The sequence below is a fragment of the Kitasatospora sp. NPDC048365 genome (assembly GCF_043200835.1).
GTDB classification, from domain to species: Bacteria; Actinomycetota; Actinomycetes; order Streptomycetales; family Streptomycetaceae; genus Kitasatospora; species Kitasatospora terrestris.
Genome location: NZ_JBICYJ010000001.1, coordinates 39,373 through 57,988 on the forward strand (window position 1 = coordinate 39,373; position 18,616 = coordinate 57,988).

Annotated in this window: 15 protein-coding genes; 9 read left to right on the forward strand and 6 right to left on the reverse strand. The window is 68.0% G+C overall.

Annotated elements, in window-relative coordinates; genetic code table 11:
- The first annotated feature begins 76 nt into the window (after nucleotides 1-76).
- The 9 genes from ACGFX4_RS00175 (at nucleotide 77) to ACGFX4_RS00215 (ending at nucleotide 9,936) form a co-directional block, all read left to right on the forward strand.
- Complete coding sequence (locus ACGFX4_RS00175) at nucleotides 77-1,003, forward strand: ABC transporter permease (protein WP_393068882.1); 927 nt, start codon at nucleotides 77-79, stop codon at nucleotides 1,001-1,003.
- Nucleotides 996-1,934 (forward strand): ABC transporter permease, encoded by a 939-nt coding sequence (locus ACGFX4_RS00180; protein ID WP_393068884.1) that lies wholly within the window; start codon nucleotides 996-998, stop codon nucleotides 1,932-1,934. Before ACGFX4_RS00175 ends, ACGFX4_RS00180 begins: the two co-directional genes overlap by 8 nt.
- Nucleotides 1,935-1,952: 18 nt before the next feature.
- Complete coding sequence (locus ACGFX4_RS00185) at nucleotides 1,953-3,005, forward strand: ABC transporter ATP-binding protein (protein WP_393068886.1); 1,053 nt, start codon at nucleotides 1,953-1,955, stop codon at nucleotides 3,003-3,005.
- Nucleotides 2,998-4,020 carry an ABC transporter ATP-binding protein gene (locus ACGFX4_RS00190; RefSeq protein WP_393068887.1) on the forward strand — a complete coding sequence of 341 codons (1,023 nt, stop codon included), beginning with the start codon at nucleotides 2,998-3,000 and terminating at the stop codon, nucleotides 4,018-4,020. Before ACGFX4_RS00185 ends, ACGFX4_RS00190 begins: the two co-directional genes overlap by 8 nt.
- A gap of 145 nt (nucleotides 4,021-4,165) precedes the next feature.
- Nucleotides 4,166-5,788 (forward strand): ABC transporter substrate-binding protein, encoded by a 1,623-nt coding sequence (locus tag ACGFX4_RS00195; protein WP_393068889.1) that lies wholly within the window; start codon nucleotides 4,166-4,168, stop codon nucleotides 5,786-5,788.
- 80 nt (nucleotides 5,789-5,868) lie between these two features.
- On the forward strand, nucleotides 5,869-6,795 hold the full coding sequence (locus ACGFX4_RS00200; protein WP_393068890.1) for an ABC transporter permease: 927 nt from the start codon (nucleotides 5,869-5,871) through the stop codon (nucleotides 6,793-6,795).
- The gene (locus ACGFX4_RS00205) at nucleotides 6,788-7,795 is read left to right on the forward strand and encodes an ABC transporter permease (protein ID WP_393068891.1); all 1,008 of its coding nucleotides are present in this window, start codon (nucleotides 6,788-6,790) and stop codon (nucleotides 7,793-7,795) included. The genes ACGFX4_RS00200 and ACGFX4_RS00205 overlap by 8 nt, the downstream gene beginning before the upstream one ends.
- A gap of 16 nt (nucleotides 7,796-7,811) precedes the next feature.
- Nucleotides 7,812-8,864, forward strand: a complete 1,053-nt coding sequence (locus ACGFX4_RS00210; protein ID WP_393068893.1) for an ABC transporter ATP-binding protein — start codon at nucleotides 7,812-7,814, stop codon at nucleotides 8,862-8,864.
- On the forward strand, nucleotides 8,854-9,936 hold the full coding sequence (locus tag ACGFX4_RS00215; protein ID WP_393068894.1) for an ABC transporter ATP-binding protein: 1,083 nt from the start codon (nucleotides 8,854-8,856) through the stop codon (nucleotides 9,934-9,936). The genes ACGFX4_RS00210 and ACGFX4_RS00215 overlap by 11 nt, the downstream gene beginning before the upstream one ends.
- 104 nt (nucleotides 9,937-10,040) lie before the next feature.
- Here the strand turns inward: ACGFX4_RS00215 and ACGFX4_RS00220 are convergent, their stop codons facing one another.
- From ACGFX4_RS00220 to ACGFX4_RS00245, 6 genes are all read right to left on the reverse strand, one after another.
- Nucleotides 10,041-11,129, reverse strand: a complete 1,089-nt coding sequence (locus tag ACGFX4_RS00220; protein ID WP_393068896.1) for an ABC transporter ATP-binding protein — start codon at nucleotides 11,127-11,129, stop codon at nucleotides 10,041-10,043.
- Nucleotides 11,130-11,159: 30 nt separating this feature from the next.
- Complete coding sequence (locus ACGFX4_RS00225; RefSeq protein ID WP_393068897.1) at nucleotides 11,160-12,239, reverse strand: ABC transporter ATP-binding protein; 1,080 nt, start codon at nucleotides 12,237-12,239, stop codon at nucleotides 11,160-11,162.
- The gene (locus ACGFX4_RS00230; RefSeq protein ID WP_393068899.1) at nucleotides 12,236-13,213 is read right to left on the reverse strand and encodes an ABC transporter permease; all 978 of its coding nucleotides are present in this window, start codon (nucleotides 13,211-13,213) and stop codon (nucleotides 12,236-12,238) included. Before ACGFX4_RS00230 ends, ACGFX4_RS00225 begins: the two co-directional genes overlap by 4 nt.
- A 174-nt stretch (nucleotides 13,214-13,387) precedes the next feature.
- On the reverse strand, nucleotides 13,388-15,160 hold the full coding sequence (locus ACGFX4_RS00235) for an ABC transporter substrate-binding protein (protein ID WP_393068901.1): 1,773 nt from the start codon (nucleotides 15,158-15,160) through the stop codon (nucleotides 13,388-13,390).
- Between the two features lie 130 nt (nucleotides 15,161-15,290).
- On the reverse strand, nucleotides 15,291-16,316 hold the full coding sequence (locus ACGFX4_RS00240) for an ABC transporter permease (protein ID WP_393068902.1): 1,026 nt from the start codon (nucleotides 16,314-16,316) through the stop codon (nucleotides 15,291-15,293).
- 483 nt (nucleotides 16,317-16,799) lie between these two features.
- The gene (locus ACGFX4_RS00245; protein ID WP_393068903.1) at nucleotides 16,800-18,524 is read right to left on the reverse strand and encodes an ABC transporter family substrate-binding protein; all 1,725 of its coding nucleotides are present in this window, start codon (nucleotides 18,522-18,524) and stop codon (nucleotides 16,800-16,802) included.
- Between the last annotated feature and the right edge of the window lie 92 nt (nucleotides 18,525-18,616).

Sequence of the window (18,616 nt, forward strand, 5' to 3'; positions counted from 1 at the left end):
CGGCGCCGGCCTTGTCGCGCGACGACACCTCTGACACCGGGACGACGGCCCGTCAGAGCAGCGAATTGGAGGCACGATGGGGCGTTTTGTCGCGAGGCGACTGCTCCAAATGATCCCGGTCTTCCTGGGCACGGTCACCCTGATCTTCTTCATGGTGAACGTGCTGCCCGGCGACCCGGCAGCCGCGATGTGGGGCGACAAGGCCGCCGACCCGGCCCAGCTCGCCGCCTTCAAGCACGCCCGGGGACTCGACCAGCCCCTGATCCAGCAGTACGCCGACTACATGGGCAAGCTGTTCACCGGTGACTTCGGCACCGCGATGGACGGCCGCAAGGTGATCGACAAGATCTCCGCCGCCATGCCGGTGACGATCCGCCTGGCGCTCCTCGCGTTCGGCATCGAGCTGCTGATCGGCGTGGCGATCGGCCTGTTCGCGGGGCTCCGCCGCGGCAAGGCCTTCGACAAGGGCTCGCTGGTGCTGACCCTGCTGCTGATCTCGATCCCGGTCCCGGTGCTCGGCTTCATCTACCAGAACGTCTTCGCGATCCAGCTGAAGTGGATCACCCCGACGGTCCAGGACTCGATGAACCTGGGGCAGTTGATCCTCCCCGCCATCGTGCTCGGCTCGCTCTCCCTCGCGTACGTCGCCCGGCTCACCCGGACCTCGATCGTCGAGAACATCAAGTCCGACTACATGCGCACCGCGGTCGCCAAGGGCCTGCCCAAGCGCAAGGTGATCGGCACGCACCTGCTGCGCAACTCGATGATCCCGGTGGTCACCTTCCTCGGCACCGACCTCGGCGCCCTGATGGGCGGCGCGATCGTCACCGAGGGCATCTTCAACGTCAAGGGCGTCGGCTTCGAGCTGTACCACGCGATCAACCTCAAGGAGGGCGCGACCGTCTCCGGCTTCGTCGTCGTCCTGGTGCTCGTGTACCTCGCCGCCAGCCTGCTCGTCGACCTGCTCTACGCGGTCCTGGACCCGAGGATCCGGTATGCCTGACCTGCTCGCCAAGAACCCGGAGATCCCCGCGCAGCGTGCGGGCGAGCCGGCCGAGCCGAAGCCGGAGAAGGCCCGCAGCCTGGGCCTGGACGCCTGGCACGACCTGCGCAAGCGGCCGATCTTCATCATCTCCGCCGCGCTGATCGTGCTGCTGATCGCCTTCGCGATCGCCCCGAGCCTGTTCACCTCGGTCGACCCGCGCGCCGGCGACCTCCGGGCGCACTACCTGGCCAAGCCGAACTACCTGCACCTCTTCCAGCCGGACTGGTTCGGCTACGACGGCCAGGGCCGCTCCATCTACGCCCGCATGATCTACGGCGCCCGCGCCTCGGTCGTGGTCGGCATCTGCGTCACCGCCGGTGTCACCGTCCTCGGCGGCCTGGCCGGCATGCTCGCCGGCTACTTCGGCGGCTGGGTCGACACGATCGTCTCCCGGGTCACCGACATCTTCTTCGGCATCCCGCTGCTGCTCGGCGCGCTGGTCATCCTGAACGCCTTCTCGGTGCGCACCGTCTGGTCGGTGGTCTTCGCCCTGGTCGCCCTCGGCTGGACCCAGATGACCCGCGTGATGCGCGGCTCGGTGATCACCGTGAAGCAGGCCGACTACGTGACCGCCGCCAAGGCGCTCGGCGCCGGCACCGCGCGGATCATGTTCAAGCACATCCTGCCGAACGCCATCGCCCCGGTGATCGTGGTCGCCACCATCGCCCTCGGCGGCTACATCGCCACCGAGGCCACGCTGAGCTTCCTCGGCATCGGCCTGCAGGACCCGACCATCTCCTGGGGCATCGACATCAACTCGGCCCAGAAGGTGATCCGGACCGCGCCGTTCGCGCTGTTCTTCCCGGCCGGCATGCTCAGCATCACGGTGCTGGCGTTCATCATGCTCGGTGACGCGGTGCGCGACGCCCTCGACCCGAAGCTGCGCTGAGAGAGGCGGACGCACATCATGACCACCGCACTTGAGAAGCCCCTGGCTGCCAAGGACAAGCTCACCCCGGGCACCCCGCTGCTCGAGGTCCGCGACCTGCACGTGGAGTTCAAGACCCGCGACGGCGTCGCCAAGGCCGTCAACGGCGTGAACTACTCGGTCGCCGCCGGCGAGACCCTCGCCGTGCTCGGCGAGTCGGGCTCCGGCAAGTCCGTCACCGCCCAGACCATCATGGGCATCCTGGACATGCCGCCCGGCCGGGTCACCGCGGGCGAGATCCTGTACCGCGGCCAGGACATGCTGAAGATGTCGGGCGAGGAGCGCCGGAAGATCCGCGGCCGCAAGATCGCGATGATCTTCCAGGACGCGCTCTCCTCGCTCAACCCCGTCCTCTCGGTGGGCTACCAGCTCGGCGAGATGTTCCGGGTGCACGAGGGCGCCTCCAAGAAGGAGGCCAAGGCCAAGGCGATCGAGCTGATGGACCGGGTCCGCATCCCGGCCGCCAAGGAGCGGGTGGGCGACTACCCGCACCAGTTCTCCGGCGGCATGCGCCAGCGCATCATGATCGCGATGGCGCTGGCCCTGGAGCCGGACCTGATCATCGCCGACGAGCCCACCACCGCGCTGGACGTCACCGTCCAGGCCCAGGTGATGGACCTGCTGGCCGAGCTGCAGGCCGAGTACCACATGGGCCTGATCCTGATCACCCACGACCTCGGCGTGGTCGCCGACGTCGCGGACAAGATCGCGGTCATGTACGCCGGCCGGATCGTCGAGACCGCCCCCGTCCACGAGCTCTACGCGAACCCCGCCCACCCCTACACCAAGGGCCTGCTCCGGTCGATCCCGCGCCTGGACCAGAAGGGCGAGGAGCTCTACGCGATCAAGGGCCTGCCCCCGAACCTGTACAAGGTCCCGGCCGGCTGCGCCTTCAACCCGCGCTGCGACGTCGCCACCGACCTCTGCCGCACCGAGATCCCCGCGCTGCACCAGGTGACGGACAAGGACGGCGCCGAGCTCGCCGGCCGCAAGAGCGCCTGCCACCTCTGGAAGGAGACCCTCCATGGCTGAGCCCATCCTGGAGGTCAAGGACCTGGTCAAGCACTACCCGCTCAACCAGGGCGTCCTCTTCAAGAAGCAGGTCGGCGCGGTCAAGGCGGTCGACGGCATCTCCTTCGCCCTGCACAAGGGCGAGACGCTGGGCATCGTCGGCGAGTCCGGCTGCGGCAAGTCGACGCTCGCCAAGGTCCTGATGAACCTGGAGCGCGCGACTTCCGGCCAGGTGCTGTACAAGGGCGAGGACATCTCGCGCCTGTCCGGCTCGGCGCTGAAGGCCGTCCGCCGCAACATCCAGATGGTGTTCCAGGACCCGTACACCTCGCTCAACCCGCGGATGACGGTCGGCGACATCATCGGCGAGCCCTTCGAGATCCACCCCGAGGTGGCCCCCAAGGGCGACCGCCGCAAGGCCGTCCAGGACCTGCTCGACGTGGTCGGTCTGAACCCGGAGTACATCAACCGGTACCCGCACCAGTTCTCCGGCGGCCAGCGCCAGCGCATCGGCATCGCCCGCGGCCTGGCCCTCAAGCCCGAGGTCATCATCTGCGACGAGCCGGTCTCCGCACTGGACGTCTCGGTGCAGGCCCAGGTGATCAACCTGCTGGAGACGCTGCAGAAGGACTTCGAGCTCTCTTACATGTTCATCGCCCACGACCTCTCGATCGTCCGGCACATCTCCGACCGGGTCGGCGTGATGTACCTCGGCAAGATGGTCGAGATCGGCTCGGACGAGGAGATCTACGAGCACGCCACCCACCCCTACACCCAGGCACTGCTCTCCGCCGTGCCGGTGCCGGACCCAACCGGGCGCGAGGGCCGCGAGCGGATCATCCTCTCCGGCGACATCCCCTCGCCGGCCAACCCGCCGTCCGGCTGCCGCTTCCGCACCCGCTGCTGGAAGGCGGAGGAGCGCTGCTCCACCGAGATCCCGCTGCTGGCGGTGCCCGAGGTGCTGAGCGGCCCGGCCAAGCACCAGTCGGCCTGCCACTTCGCGGAGGTGCGTGCGACCGAGGCCGCCGCGGCCTGACCCGCAGTCACCGGAACTCCCCGGACCCGCTCGGCGGGTCCGGGGAGTTTTGTGCACCCATCCGGCGGAGCCGAAGTCGCGCCACCGCAACGGTGCCCTTCTCATGGGGTGAGATGCGTCTCATACACCCTCGAGGAGGACATCCATGCCTGCAGCCCGAATGCGCTGGGCCGTTGTCGGTGCGACATCCGTGGCCCTGGTGGCCACCGGGTGCAGCAGCAGCAGCGGCGGAGGCGGTTCCTCCAACTCCAGCGCGACCTTCAGCTACCAGTCCAGCGAGCCGCAGAACCCCCTCCAGCCGGCCAACGCCAACGAGGTCGGCGGTGGACGCATCATCCAGAACCTCTTCAAGGGCCTGATCGACTACGACCCGAGCAACGGCGAGATGCGCAACCAGGTCGCGGACAACATCGCGTCCAGCGACGCGCAGACCTTCAACGTCACGCTGAAGTCGGGCTGGACCTTCCACGACGGCACCCCGGTCACCTCGAAGAGCTTCGTGGACGCCTGGAACTGGGCGGCCAACACCAAGAACAACCAGATCAACAGCTCCTGGTTCTCCGACATCGAGGGCTACAACGACGTCCACCCGTCCGGCGCCGGCGCCGCCCCCACCAAGGACACCATGTCCGGCCTGACGGTGACCGACGACACCCACTTCACCATCAAGCTGACCAGCAAGGTCGCGTACTTCCCGATGAAGCTCGGGTACATCGCGTTCTCGCCGCTGCCCGAGGGCTTCTTCAAGGACCCCGACGGCTACGGCCAGAAGCCGGTCGGCAACGGGCCCTACCAGTTCGTGAGCTGGGACCACAACTCGCAGGTGGTCACCAAGACCTTCGCGAACTACCAGGGCGTGGACAAGCCGAAGAACGGCGGCGTCGTCTTCAAGATGTACACCACCGCCGAGGCCGCCTACGCGGACCTGCAGTCCAACAACCTGGACGTGATGGACCAGGTGCCGCCGTCGGCGCTGGCCAACTACAAGAGCGACCTCGGCGACCGGGCGATCGACTCCCCGCAGGGCGCCATCCAGAACATCGGCTTCACGCTCTACCAGCCCGAGTGGCAGGGCGCGAACACCGCCAAGGTCCGGCAGGGCCTGTCGATGGCGATCGACCGCCCCACCATCACCAAGACGGTGCTGCAGGGCTCCCGCTCGCCCGCCAGCGCGTGGACGGCCGAGGGCGTGGACGGCTACAAGGCCGGCACCTGCGGCGACTTCTGCACCTTCAACGCCGACAAGGCCAAGCAGCTGATCACCGAGGGCGGCGGCGTGCCCGGCAACTCCATCAAGATCACCTACAACGCGGACGGCGGCCACAAGGAGTGGGTCGACGCGGTCTGCAACTCGATCCGCCAGGCCACCGGCGTCGACTGCGTCGGCGACCCGAAGACCGACTTCAAGACCGCCCGTGCGGCGATCACCGGCCACACCATCAACGGCATGTTCCGCACCGGCTGGGTGCAGGACTACCCGCTGAACGCCAACTTCCTGGCCGACGTCTACAAGACCGGCGCGGCCTCCAACGACTTCGGCTACTCCAGCGCCCAGTTCGACCAGCTGGCCAACCAGGCCGACCAGGCGGCGTCCGTGCAGGACTCGGCCACCGGCTACCAGAAGGCCGAGGCGGTGCTGGCGCAGGACTTCCCGGCGATCCCGCTCTGGTACTACCGGACCAACTCCGGCTACTCCACCAAGGTGCAGAACGTGAAGTTCGACTCCTTCGGCAACCCGGCCTGGACCCAGGTCGAGGTCAAGGGCTGACGCCACCCGACGCCGGCCCCGTCCTCCCCGCACGGAGGGCGGGGCTCCGGCACTGAGTCACCCCTTCGGAAGGAGGTTCGATGGGCCACTACGTCATTCGGCGTGTCCTGCAGATGATCCCGGTCTTCTTCGGTGCCACGTTCCTGATCTTCATGATGGTGTACATGCTGCCGGGCGACCCGATCGCGGCGATGTTCGGCGACAAGGCCGCCGACCCGGCCCAGGTCGCCGCCCTGCGGCACAAGTACCACCTCGACGAGCCCTGGTGGAAGCAGTACTTCATCTACATGGGCAACGTCTTCCAGCTGGACTTCGGCACCAGCTTCACCGGACGCCCGGTCTCGGAGATCATGGCGGACGCGTTCCCGGTCACCATCCGGCTCGCCTTCGTCGCCTTCTTCTTCGAGATCTTCATCGGTCTGCCGCTCGGCCTGCTGGCCGGCCTCAAGCGCGGCTCGTTCGCCGACACCGGCGTGCTGCTGGTCACCCTGGTGGTGATCTCGATCCCGGTCTTCGTGCTCGGCTACATCGCCCAGACGATCTTCGCGACCAATCTGGGCTGGGTCACACCGACCGTCCAGGACTCCACGGACATCACCCAGTTGATCCTGCCGGGCGCGGTCCTGGCATCACTGTCACTGGCGTACGTCGCCCGACTCACCCGCACCTCGATCGGCGAGAACCTGCGCGCCGACTACATGCGCACCGCCATCGCCAAGGGCCTGCCGCGGCGGACCATCATCAGCCGGCACCTGCTGCGCAACTCGCTGATCCCGGTGGTGACCTTCCTCGGCACCGACCTCGGCGCCCTGATGGGCGGCGCGATCGTCACCGAGGGCATCTTCAACATCGCGGGCGTCGGCAACATCCTCTACAAGGCGATCCGGACCAAGGAAGGCCCGACCGTGGTGGGCATCGTCACCGTCCTGGTGATCGTCTACCTGGTGGCCAGCCTCGTGGTGGACCTGCTCTACGCCATCCTGGACCCGAGGATCCGCTATGCCTAGCAAAGACCTCCCGGACGACCACGACCCGCTGCGGCACATCCAGCCGACCGACAGCGACCACCTGGACTACGTGGGCCAGCAAGGGCTGGCGGTCGAGCAGGACACGTTGATCGAACCGGATCCGCAGAAGCGCGAGGCGGCCCGCAGCCTCTGGGGCCACGCCTGGCGCGACCTGCGCGGGCGGCCGATCTTCATCGTCTCGGCGCTGCTGATCGTCCTGCTGCTGCTGATGGCGATCTGGCCGGGCCTGTTCACCGACGCCGACCCGCGCCAGGCCGACCTGCAGAACGACTTCCTGAAGAAGCCCGACTGGACCGACTTCTTCGGGGCCGGCTGGTTCGGCTACGACGGCCAGGGCCGCTCGGTCTACGCCCGGGTGATCTACGGCGCCCGCGCCTCGATCACCGTCGGCATCTGCGTCACCCTCGCGGTGACCATCACCGGCGGCCTGGCCGGCATGATCGCCGGCTACTTCGGCGGCTGGACCGACGCGGTGATCTCCCGGATCATCGACATCTTCTTCGGTATCCCGCTGCTGCTCGGCGCGCTCGTCCTGCTGAACGCCTTCGCCGTCCGCAACGTCTGGTCCGTGGTGGTCGCGCTGGCCTTCCTCGGCTGGACCCAGCTGGCCCGCGTGATGCGCGGCTCGGTGCTGACGATCAAGCAGGCCGACTACGTGGTGGCCGGAAAGGCGCTCGGCGCCGGCACCGGGCGCCTGATGTTCAAGCACATCCTGCCGAACGCGCTGGCCCCGGTGATCGTGGTCGCCACCATCGCGCTCGGCGGCTACATCACCGCCGAGGCGACGCTGAGCTTCCTCGGCATCGGCCTGCAGGACCCGACGATCTCCTGGGGCGTGGACATCTCCTCCGCCCAGAAGTTCATCCGGCAGGCGCCGTTCGTGCTGTTCTTCCCGGCCGCCGCGCTGTCCATCACCGTGCTGGCCTTCATCATGCTGGGCGACGCGGTCCGCGACGCCCTCGACCCGAAGCTGCGCTGAGCGAGGGAGACGCACCGTGACCACCGCTGTCGACCGCACCGAGCCGGTACGGGAGGAGCCCTACTCCGGGCCGCTGCTGGACGTCCGGGACCTGCACGTGGAGTTCAAGACCCGGGACGGCGTCGTCAGGGCCGTCAACGGCGTGAACTACGACGTCAGCGCGGGCGAGACCCTCGCGGTGCTCGGCGAGTCGGGCTCCGGCAAGTCCGTCACCGCGCAGGCGATCATGGGCATCCTGGACATGCCGCCGGCCCGGATCCCCAAGGGGGAGCTCCTCTTCCGCGGCAAGGACATGCTGACCATGGGCCGGGAGGAGCGGCGCAGGATCCGCGGCCAGAAGATCGCGATGATCTTCCAGGACGCGCTCTCCTCGCTCAACCCGGTCCTCACCGTCGGCCACCAGCTGGGCGAGATGTACCGCGCCCACCGGGGCACCAGCCGCAAGGACGCCAAGCTCAAGGCGATCGAGCTGATGGACCGGGTCCGCATCCCGGCCGCCGCGGACCGGGTGGGCGACTACCCGCACCAGTTCTCCGGCGGCATGCGCCAGCGCATCATGATCGCGATGGCGCTGGCCCTGGAGCCGGACCTGATCATCGCCGACGAGCCCACCACCGCCCTGGACGTCACCGTCCAGGCCCAGGTGATGGACCTGCTCGCCGAGCTGCAGGCCGAGTACCACATGGGCCTGATCCTGATCACCCACGACCTCGGCGTGGTCGCCGACGTCGCGGACAAGATCGCGGTCATGTACGCCGGCCGGATCGTCGAGACCGCCCCCGTCCACGAGCTCTACGGGCGGCCCGCCCACCCGTACACCCGCGGCCTGCTCGACTCCATCCCGCGCCTGGACCAGAAGGGCCAGGAGCTCTACGCGATCAAGGGCCTGCCGCCCAACCTGCTGCGGATCCCCCCGGGCTGCGCCTTCAACCCGCGCTGCCCGCGGGCCCAGGAGATCTGCCGGCAGGAGGTGCCCAAGCTGTTCGAGGTCACCGAGGACGACGGAACGGCGATCGCCGGACGGGGAAGCGCCTGCTTCTTCTGGAAGGAGACCATCCATGACGCCTAACGGATCGTCGGCAGCCGGCGCGCTGGTGCCGGAGGAGGTCTCCTTCGAGAAGGAGGTCGAGCGCGGAGAGCCGATCCTGGAGGTGCGCGACCTGGTCAAGCACTTCCCGCTGACCAAGGGCATCCTGTTCAAGAAGCAGGTCGGCGCGGTCAAGGCGGTCGACGGCGTCTCCTTCGACCTGATGCAGGGCGAGACGCTGGGCATCGTCGGCGAGTCCGGCTGCGGCAAGTCGACGCTCGCCAAGGTGCTGATGAACCTGGAGCCCGCCACCGGCGGCTCGGTGAAGTACAAGGGGGAGGAGATCTCCCGGCTGAGCGGCTCGGCGCTGAAGGCCGTCCGCCGCAACATCCAGATGGTGTTCCAGGACCCGTACACCTCGCTCAACCCGCGGATGACGGTCGGCGACATCATCGGCGAGCCCTTCGAGATCCACCCCGAGGTGGCGCCCAAGGGCGACCGGCGCAAGGCCGTCCAGGACCTGCTGGACGTGGTGGGCCTGAACCCGGAGTACATCAACCGGTACCCGCACCAGTTCTCCGGCGGCCAGCGCCAGCGCATCGGCATCGCGCGGGGGCTGGCGCTCAAGCCCGAGGTCATCATCTGCGACGAGCCGGTCTCCGCGCTGGACGTCTCGGTGCAGGCCCAGGTGATCAACCTGCTGGAGAAGCTGCAGGGCGAGTTCAACCTGTCGTACATGTTCATCGCCCACGACCTCTCGATCGTCCGGCACATCTCCGACCGGGTCGGCGTGATGTACCTCGGCAAGATGGTCGAGATCGGGTCCGACGCGGAGATCTACGAGCACGCCACCCACCCGTACACCCAGGCGCTGCTGTCGGCGGTACCGGTGCCGGACCCGACGGCGCGGGAGTCGCGGGACCGGATCGTGCTGGTCGGCGACGTGCCCTCGCCGGCCAAGCCGCCGTCCGGCTGCCGGTTCCGCACCCGCTGCTGGAAGGCCCAGGAGAAGTGCGCGCAGGAGGAGCCGGCGCTCACCGTCCGGGAGTGGCTGGACGGGCGCGCGGCGCACGACTCCGCGTGTCACTTCGCGGCGGAGCGCGAGATCGAGTAGAGCGCGGCGGAGCGCGAGATCGAGTAGAGCGCGGCGGAGCGCGAGATCGAGCAGTAGCGGGAACGACGAAGGGCCCCCGGTGAACCGGGGGCCCTTCGTTCTGGTCACTCCGCGTCGCGCGGCTCCGGGACCAGGGTCTTGGCCGGCTTGGCCGTCACCCCGTCCTCGGGGAAGTGGCAGGCCGTGAGGTGGCCCGCCGCGCTGCCGCCGAGCTGGATCAGCGGCGGCTCCTCCGAGGCGCACTTGTCCTGCGCCTTCCAGCACCGGGTGCGGAAGCGGCAGCCGGACGGCGGGTTGAGCGGCGACGGGACGTCACCGGTCAGCCGGATCCGCTCGGTGGCGTCGGAGTCCGGGTCGGCGTCCGGCGCGGCCGACAGCAGCGCGTGGGTGTACGGGTGGCGCGGCGCGTTGTACAGCGAGTCGCGGTCGGCGATCTCGACGATCTTGCCGAGGTACATCACCGCGACGCGCTGCGAGAAGTGCCGGACGATCGACAGGTCGTGCGCGATGAAGACGAAGGCGATGCCCATCTCGCGCTGGAGCTTCTGGAGCAGGTTGACGACCTGCGCCTGGATCGACACGTCGAGCGCGGAGACCGGCTCGTCGGCGACGATCAGCTTCGGGTTCAGCGCGAGCGCGCGGGCGACGCCGATGCGCTGGCGCTGGCCGCCGGAGAACTCGTGCGGGAAGCGGTTGAAGTGCTCCGGGTTGAGACCGACGATCTCGAGCAGTTCCTTGACCCGCGCCTCGCGGCCGCCGGGCGGGTTGATGTCGTTGATCTCCATCGGGCCGCTGATGATCGTGCCGACGGTGTGGCGCGGGTTCAGCGAGGAGTACGGGTCCTGGAAGATCATCTGGATCTCGGACCGGATCGGCGCCAGCTCCTTGCGGGAGGCGTGCGCGATGTCCTGGCCGAGGTACTTGATCGAGCCGGCGGTCGGCTCGTACAGCCGGGTCACCAGACGGCCGGTGGTCGACTTGCCGCAGCCGGACTCACCGACCAGGCCCAGGCTCTCGCCCGCGCCCACGGTGAAGCTGACGTCGTCGACCGCCTGGACGGCACCGACCTGGCGACGGAACGGGAAACCGCCCATCACCGGGAAGTGCTTGGTGAGGCCGCTCACCTCCAGCAGGGTCTCGCCGGGGGCGGTGGCCGAGGCGGCCGGCTCGGTCAGAGTCTGCTCAGCGCTCATGGTTCATTGCTCCTTAACCGAGTTCCGGACTCAGCTGCTCAGCCGGGGCAGGATCTGCTCGGTGAGGATGGACTGCTTCTGCGCGGCCGTGAGGTGGCAGGCCGTGAGGTGACCGTTGGCGAGCTCCAGCGCGGGGCGCTCGGTGGTGCACTTGTCGCCGACGACCAGCTCACGGTACTCGCAGCGCGGGTTGAACGCGCAGCCGCTCGGCGGGTTCAGCAGGGACGGCGGGGTGCCCGGGATCGGCTGCAGCGGGATGTCCACCGAGGCGTTGATCCGCGGGATCGAGCTGAGCAGGCCCCAGCCGTACGGGTGCTGCGGGGTCTTCAGGATCTCCCGCATGGTGCCGCGCTCGACGGCCCGGCCCGCGTACATCACCAGCACGTCGTCGGCGATCTCGCGGATCACGCCGAGGTCGTGGGTGATGAAGATGATCGAGGTGCCCATCTCCTGCTGGAGGTCCTTCAGCAGGTCGACGATCTGGGCCTGCACGGTCACGTCGAGCGCGGTGGTCGGCTCGTCGGCGATCAGCAGCTTCGGGTCGCAGACCAGCGCCATGGCGATCATGGCGCGCTGGCGCATACCGCCGGAGAACTGGTGCGGGAAGTCGTCGACGCGCTTGTCGGGCTGCGGGATGCCGACCTTGGTCAGCATCTCGATGGCCCGCGCGCGGCCCTCCTTCTTGTTCGCACCGGTGTGCTTCATGAAGGGCTCGGCGATCTGGCGGCCCACCGTGTAGTACGGGGAGAGCGCGGCCAGGGCGTCCTGGAAGATCATCGCCATCTTGTTGCCGCGGAGCTTCTCCAGCTCCTTCTGCGACTGACCGAGCAGCTCCTGGCCGTCGAGCTTGATCGAGCCCTCGATGGTGGTGTTGCGCGGGTTGTGCAGGCCCATGACGGCCAGGTTCGACACCGACTTGCCGGAGCCCGACTCGCCGACGATGCCGAGCGTCTTGCCGGCCTCCAGCTCGAAGCTCAGGTTGTTGACGGCCTTGACGATGCCGTCCTCGGTGCGGAAGCGGACCTGCAGGTCCTGGACGGACAGGAAGCTGCTCACGGCCTTCTCCTCGGAAGCGTGGTGCGGGGCGGGGGCGGATGCTGCGGTGGTCATCCGATCCTCACCCGGGGGTCGAGGAGGCTGTAGACGGCGTCGACGATGATGTTGCAGAACAGGATCGCGGCGGCGCTGAACATCAGGACGCCGAGCTCCAGCATGGTGTCCTGGGTGCTCACCGACTTCACCGCGAGCATGCCCAGGCCGTGGATGCCGAAGGAGAACTCGGTGATGATGCCGCCGGAGAAGACCACGCCGAGGTCGATGCCGAAGATGGTGATGACCGGGGCCATCGCACCGCGGAGCGCGTAGCGCCACCACACGTAGCCGGCCGACATGCCCTTGGCACGGGCGGCCCGGATGTGGTCCTCGGAGAGCTGCTCGAGCATCAGCGAGCGGACCTGGCGGGTGTAGTTCGACCAGAAGATGACCGAGAGCACCAGCCACGGGAGCACCATGCCGGCGAACATCGCGGCCGGGTCCTCGGTGAACGGCACGTACTCGGGCTTGCTCAGCCAGTGCAGCTGGGTGACGAAGATGCCGATGGACAGCGGCGCGATGAAGTAGATCTGGGTCGACTGGCCGACCAGCGAGACCGAGCTGGCGATCTTGTCGAACAGGCTGCCCTGCTTCCAGGCGGAGAGCATGCCCAGGGTCACACCGATGACGATGAAGCAGATCGAACCACCGATGGCCAGCACGACGGTGGCCGGGTAGTTGGACATGATCACGTTCCACACGTAGTCATGCCGGTTGTAGGAGTACCCGAGGCACGGCGCGTTGCAGTAGCCGTCGCCGTAGTCCCGGCCCACCACGAGCCCGGACATGTACTGCCAGACCTGCTCCGGAAGGGACTTGTCCAGACCCATGTTGTGCCGGAGGTTCTCGAGCTGCTGCGGTGTACAGGTCTTCGGGCAGCTGAGCATCGCCTGGTCGACCGGCAGCGTCATGATGCACAGGTACGTCAGCAGGACGAGCAGGAAGAGGATGACAATCGCGCCGAGCACCCGGCGGATGAGAAATCTGAGCATGGGTTGGGCTCTTCCGAGTGAGGGCGCCGGCGGCGGCCGCGTCGTGGAGAGTGCCGGGCACGGTCGGGGCCCCGGTCAGGGCCTGTGGGTGGTCGGCAGTGGGCCCGGTGGGGGCCGCTGATCGGCGGCCCCCACCGGGACGGGTGCGGGAGCGTTTCCCGCGCCCGGTGGTGCTTACTTGACGAAGACGCTGTTCACGTCGGTGGCGCCGATGACCTCGTTGTAGGCCACGCCGCCCAGGCCCGAGCCGTACACCTGGTAGAACTTGCCGTAGGTGGTCGGGATCTTCGGGACGTCCGCGAGGATCTTGTCGGCCAGCTTCATCCACTCCTCGTTCGCCTGCTTGGCGTCCGAGATCTTCAGGATGCGGTCGATCTCCGCGTTGGTGGCGTCGCTGTTGTAGTGCGTGTAGTTCGGCGAGCCGTCAGCGATCTTGCGACCGTCCAGGGTCGGCGGGATCACGGTCGCGCCGACCGGCCAGTCCGCGCCCCAACCGGTGCGGTACAGGTCGTACGGGTTGTCCTTCTTGCCGATCACCGAGTAGTAGGTGGTCGGGTCCAGCTCCTTGCGCTCGACCTTGAAGCCGGCCGAGTTCAGGGCCTCCTGGACGGCGGCCGAGATCGGCTGCCAACGCGGGGTGTTCGCGTAGGCGAGGACGATCGGGTAGCCCTCCTTGCCGGCCTCCTTCAGGAGCGCCTTGGCGGCCTCCGGGTCACCCTCCGGCTTGGCCTTGAGGCCCAGCGGGTCGGTGTCCTTCCAGCCGGACACGGTCGGGCTGATCAGGTTGGTGGCCATGTCGCCGGTGGCGGAGCCACCGAGCAGCTTCTGCACCTGGGCGCGCGGGAAGGCCAGGGCGAGGGCCTTGCGGACCTTCGGGTCCGTCACGCGGGTGTTGTTGATGTCGAAGGTGTCGACGAAGGGCTGGAACTTGCTGATCAGACGGTCCTTGTAGGACGCGTCGGCCGAGATCTTGGCGATGTTCGGCGCGTCAGCGTTCTGGACCAGGGTCAGCGCGTTCTTGTCGTCACCGTTGCCGGCCATCAGACGGGTGGTCAGCGCCGGGTTGGTGATGCCCAGCTCGAACTCCCAGGAGTCCACGAACTGGTGGCGGATCGGGTCCGACTTCGGGTCCCAGTTCGGGTTCTTGACGAGCTTGAGGGACTTGTCGGCCTCGTGGCTCTCGATCTTGTAGGGGCCGATCGAGTCCGGCTTGACGTCGTACTTCTCCTTGGTGTCCCGCGACTTCTGGATGGCCGTGATGTTCGGCATCGCCGCCGCGTACGGCGCGTCGTTGTGGGACTCCTTGAAGTGCAGGACGATCGTCTTGGCGTCCGGAGTGGCGATGACGTCGTCACCGAGCTCCTTGCCGTCGTACGGGCCCTCGTAGGTCTTGCGGTAGTCCGCGCCGGACAGCCACTCCTGGATGAAGGTCGGGCCCTGGTCCTGGTAGGACGCGTACAGGCGCTCGATGCCGTACTTGACGTCCTTCGAGGTGATCGGCGAGCCGTCCTCGAACTTCAGGTTGTCCTTGAGGGTCCAGGTCCAGGTCTTGCCGTCGTCGGACGCCTTGCCCGTGTCGGTGGCGAGGTCGCCGACCAGGATGGTCTTGCCGGAGGCCGGGTCGATCTTGTAACCGGTCAGCGAGCGGCTGTAGAGCTGCGCGACGGCCTGGTACTCGTTGACGTAGATCTGACCGGGGTCCAGGTGGTCCAGGCCGGCAGCCTCGATGGCGTGCGCGACGCCACCGGTCTTCGAGCCCTTGACCTCCGGGGCCGGACCGGTCGAGTCGGCGAGGGTGCCCAGACCGAAGTTCTGCACCTCGGACTTGGCGCCGCCCTTGGCGCCGCCGTCACCGGACTTGCTGCCGCTGCCGCTGGAGCAGCCGGTCAGGGCCAGGGCGCTGATGGCCAGCATCGCGGGCACGTACGCTGCCTTGCGAAGTCTCATGGATTCCTACCTGTCACTGGACATGTGATGTCTGGTCAGCGCGGACCGCGGGGGCCGCCGGGTCTGCCGGACTGGGGTTGCGGGTCTTGCGGGTACTACGTGTGCAGGGGTGCTTCAGGTGGTGCAGGTGTTACGCGATGGTCTTCGGGTCGAGAGCGTCCCGGACCGCGTCCCCGAGCAGGTTGAACGCGAGGACGAAGATCGTCAGCGTGAGGCCCGGGAAGATCAGGTAGGTGAGGTCGGTGTCGTAGAACTGCGCCGCGTCGGCGAACATCCGGCCCAGGTCGGGGGTCGGGCTCACCATGCCGACGCCGAGGAAGGACAGGCCCGCCTCCGCGGTGACCATGGCCGGCAGCAGCAGCGTGGTCTGCACCAGCAGCGTGGTCGAGAGGTTGGGCAGCAGTTCCTTGAAGATGATCCGCCGGGAGGAGGCACCGGCGATCTTCGCGGCCTCGACGTACTCGCGCTCGCGCAGGCTCAGCGTCATGCCACGCAGGAGTCGGGCCAGACCCATCCAGCCCAGCAGGGCGAGGACGACCCACATCGCGAGGACGTGGACGTAGGTCGGGGTCTCCTTGTTGATCGGCACGAAGAGGTTGATCACGATCGGGGTGAACGCGATGAAGAAGAGCTGCGAGGGCATCGACAGCAGCAGGTCGCTGAAGCGGCCGACGAGGTAGTCGAAGCGGCCGCCGAGGTAGCCCTGGGCGATGCCGATGACCGAGCCCAGCAGGGTCGAGATGATCACGATGACCACCGCGATGCCCAGCGAGGTGCGCACGCCGTAGATGACGTTGGTGAAGATGTCCTGCCCCGTGGTCGGCGTGACGCCGAACCAGTACTCACCGCTGATGCCGCCGTTGGCGCCGGCCGGCATGTTGAACTCGTCCAGCAGCGAGATGTCCTTGAGCCCGTAGAAGGTGTACGGGTCCTTGCCGTACAGCGCGGAGATCAGCGGGGCGCACAGGGCGACCACCACGTAGAAGATCACGATCCAGGCGCAGATCACGCCCGTCCGGTTGCGCTTGAAGCGGCTCCAGGCGATCTGGCCCGGCGTGCGCCCGAGGAGCTCGCCGGGCTTGTTGCCGGGCGCGTCCTTCGTGGGCTCGACGAGGACGGGGTCGGCCTCTGTCGTGGCCCCTGGTGGCGTCGTCATGGTGCAAAAGCTCCCGACCGTGGTCCGTGCAGCAGCAAGGAGTAAGAAGTTGGATGCACGGACTCTTGCAAGTCGTTTATCGAACGTCAAGAGTTTCTCAGTTGCTGGCCAGCCATTTTTTTCATCGTGCTGGAATATCAACCACTTCGTAGTTCGAAACTTCTTGACAGCCTCCCAGTGAGACGGTCAAAACCGGACATAGTGCCCCGAACGTGGTTCACACGTCCGTAACCCGAGCGCGACAAGTCCGGTATCAGGACGCGACGCGCGGCTGGGCGGTCGTGTGACGCGTGTAGATCCGCTGCCCGAATTGCCATCAATACAGTGAATTGTTCACTGTAATTGGGTGTCCGATAATCGGACACTATCGCGGCGAGGGGTCCACCCGCTATTTAGAGGGGTCGACGCATCCGAATTAGGTCGAGTGGGGGCTACCCGGGCCGACTGGCAATTTCACGCCATTGGCGAGTTTTCGCCGGACGGTTACTTCAGCAGCCCGATGTTCTCGTAGACGAAGTCGGACAAACCCGGCGCCCCGAGATTGGCCACGTTCTTCCGGACCCCGTAGATGGCGGGCCGCTGGTACAGCGGGACCATGCCGGCGACCTCCCACGCCTCGCCGTCCGCGCGGTTGATCGCCTCGGTCGCGGCGTCCGGGGTGTCCGCCCGGGCGGCGTCCGCCATCGCCTTGTCCAGGGCCTTGCTGCCCACCTGGGCGTAATTGCCGCCGGCGTCCTGCTGGAAGGTACTGGTCGAGCCGGTCGCCGGGAAGGGCGTGCCGAGCAGCGCGAACGCGGTCAGGTCGAAGTCGTGCTTGTAGACGTACTTGTCGAAGAAGTCGGCGGCCGGCACGGCCTGCACCGTCACCTTCACCCCGACCTGGCCGAGCATCCGGGTCACCAGGGCGCTCTCGTTGGCCGCCACCTGGTTGCCGGTCGGCACCACGAAGCGCAGCGCCAGCTCCTTGCCGTCCCGGGTCCGGACGCCGGCCGGGCCGGCCTTCCAGCCCGCCTCGTCCAGCTGCTGGGCGGCGGCCTGCGGGTCGAAGCGGCTCAGCCCGTCCGAGTTGTCCTGGTAGCCGTGCTGGCCGGGCACCAGGAAGTGGTTGTTCATCGGGACGTAGGGCCAGTCCAGGCCGGCCAGGTCGGTGCGGGTGATCTCGGCCCGGTCCAGCGCCCGGAACAGCGCCTGGCGGACCCTGGCGTCGGTCAGCAGCGGGTTCCGGCCGTTCAGCACGATGTGCCGCAGGTTGGGGCCGCCGGCCTTGCGCACCTCGGCGCCCGGGGTCTCCTGGATCTTCTTGTAACCGGCCGCGTTGGGGCCGTTGTTGTAGAAGTCGACCTCGCCGCGGGCGAAGGCGTCCGGCATCGTGCCGGTGTCGATCGCCTTGAAGACGATCCGGTCCAGCAGCGGCTTGTCGCCCCACCAGTCCGGGTCGGCGACCACCGTCACGGTGCGCGCCGCGGGGTCGAGCCTCTCCAGCTTGAACGGGCCCGCGGTGACCGGGATCCGGCCCTTGAAGGCGGTGTTGAACTGCTCGGGCCCGGAGATGTACTCGGCGGGCAGCAGCGGGGCGTTGCCGGCGTTGTTGAACATCGCCTGCCAGTCGGAGAACGGCTCCTTGAAGACCATCACGGCCTGGAAGTCGTCCGCGCCCCTGGTGACGCTCTCCACCTGGTCGAAGCCGGAGGTGTTGGAGGGCTTGTACGCGTCGTCGGCGCCGTTCATCGCCTGCCAGGTGGCCTGCAGGTCGCGCCAGGTGATCGGCTTGCCGTCGGACCAGTGGGCCTTCGGGTTCAGCGTCCAGACGACCACCTGGCGGCCCTGCCGGGTCTCCGTGCGGACGTCGCGCAGGTAGGCCGGGTTGGGGGTCTGGGTGCCGCCGGCGTCGGAGCGCCAGAAGGTCGGCAGCAGCGACTTCATCACGTCGTTGGTGGAGGCCTCGGAGCCGTCCGTGTGCAGCGGGTTCCACTGCCCGGAGAACTGGTCGATCGCCCAGTTCAGCGTGCCGCCGCGGCGCAGCTGGTCGCGCGGTCGGCTGTTCAGCGACTGCTGGGTCATCCGGGGCGCGCCGCCGTCCGCCGCTGCCGCCGCTGCCGCCCGGTCGCCCGCCGGAACCCCGTCCGGTTGGGCGCAGGAGCACAGCGCGAAGGACAGCGCCGCCACCGAGGCGGCCAGGGCGAGCGGGATCCGGGGTCTCGGCAGCATGCGGGCCATCTTGGAGATCATCGACGGCCGTTGTCGATGCCGGGCCCCGCCATTGGCGAGGATCCGCCAAACGGCGCCGGGGCCGGCGCCCC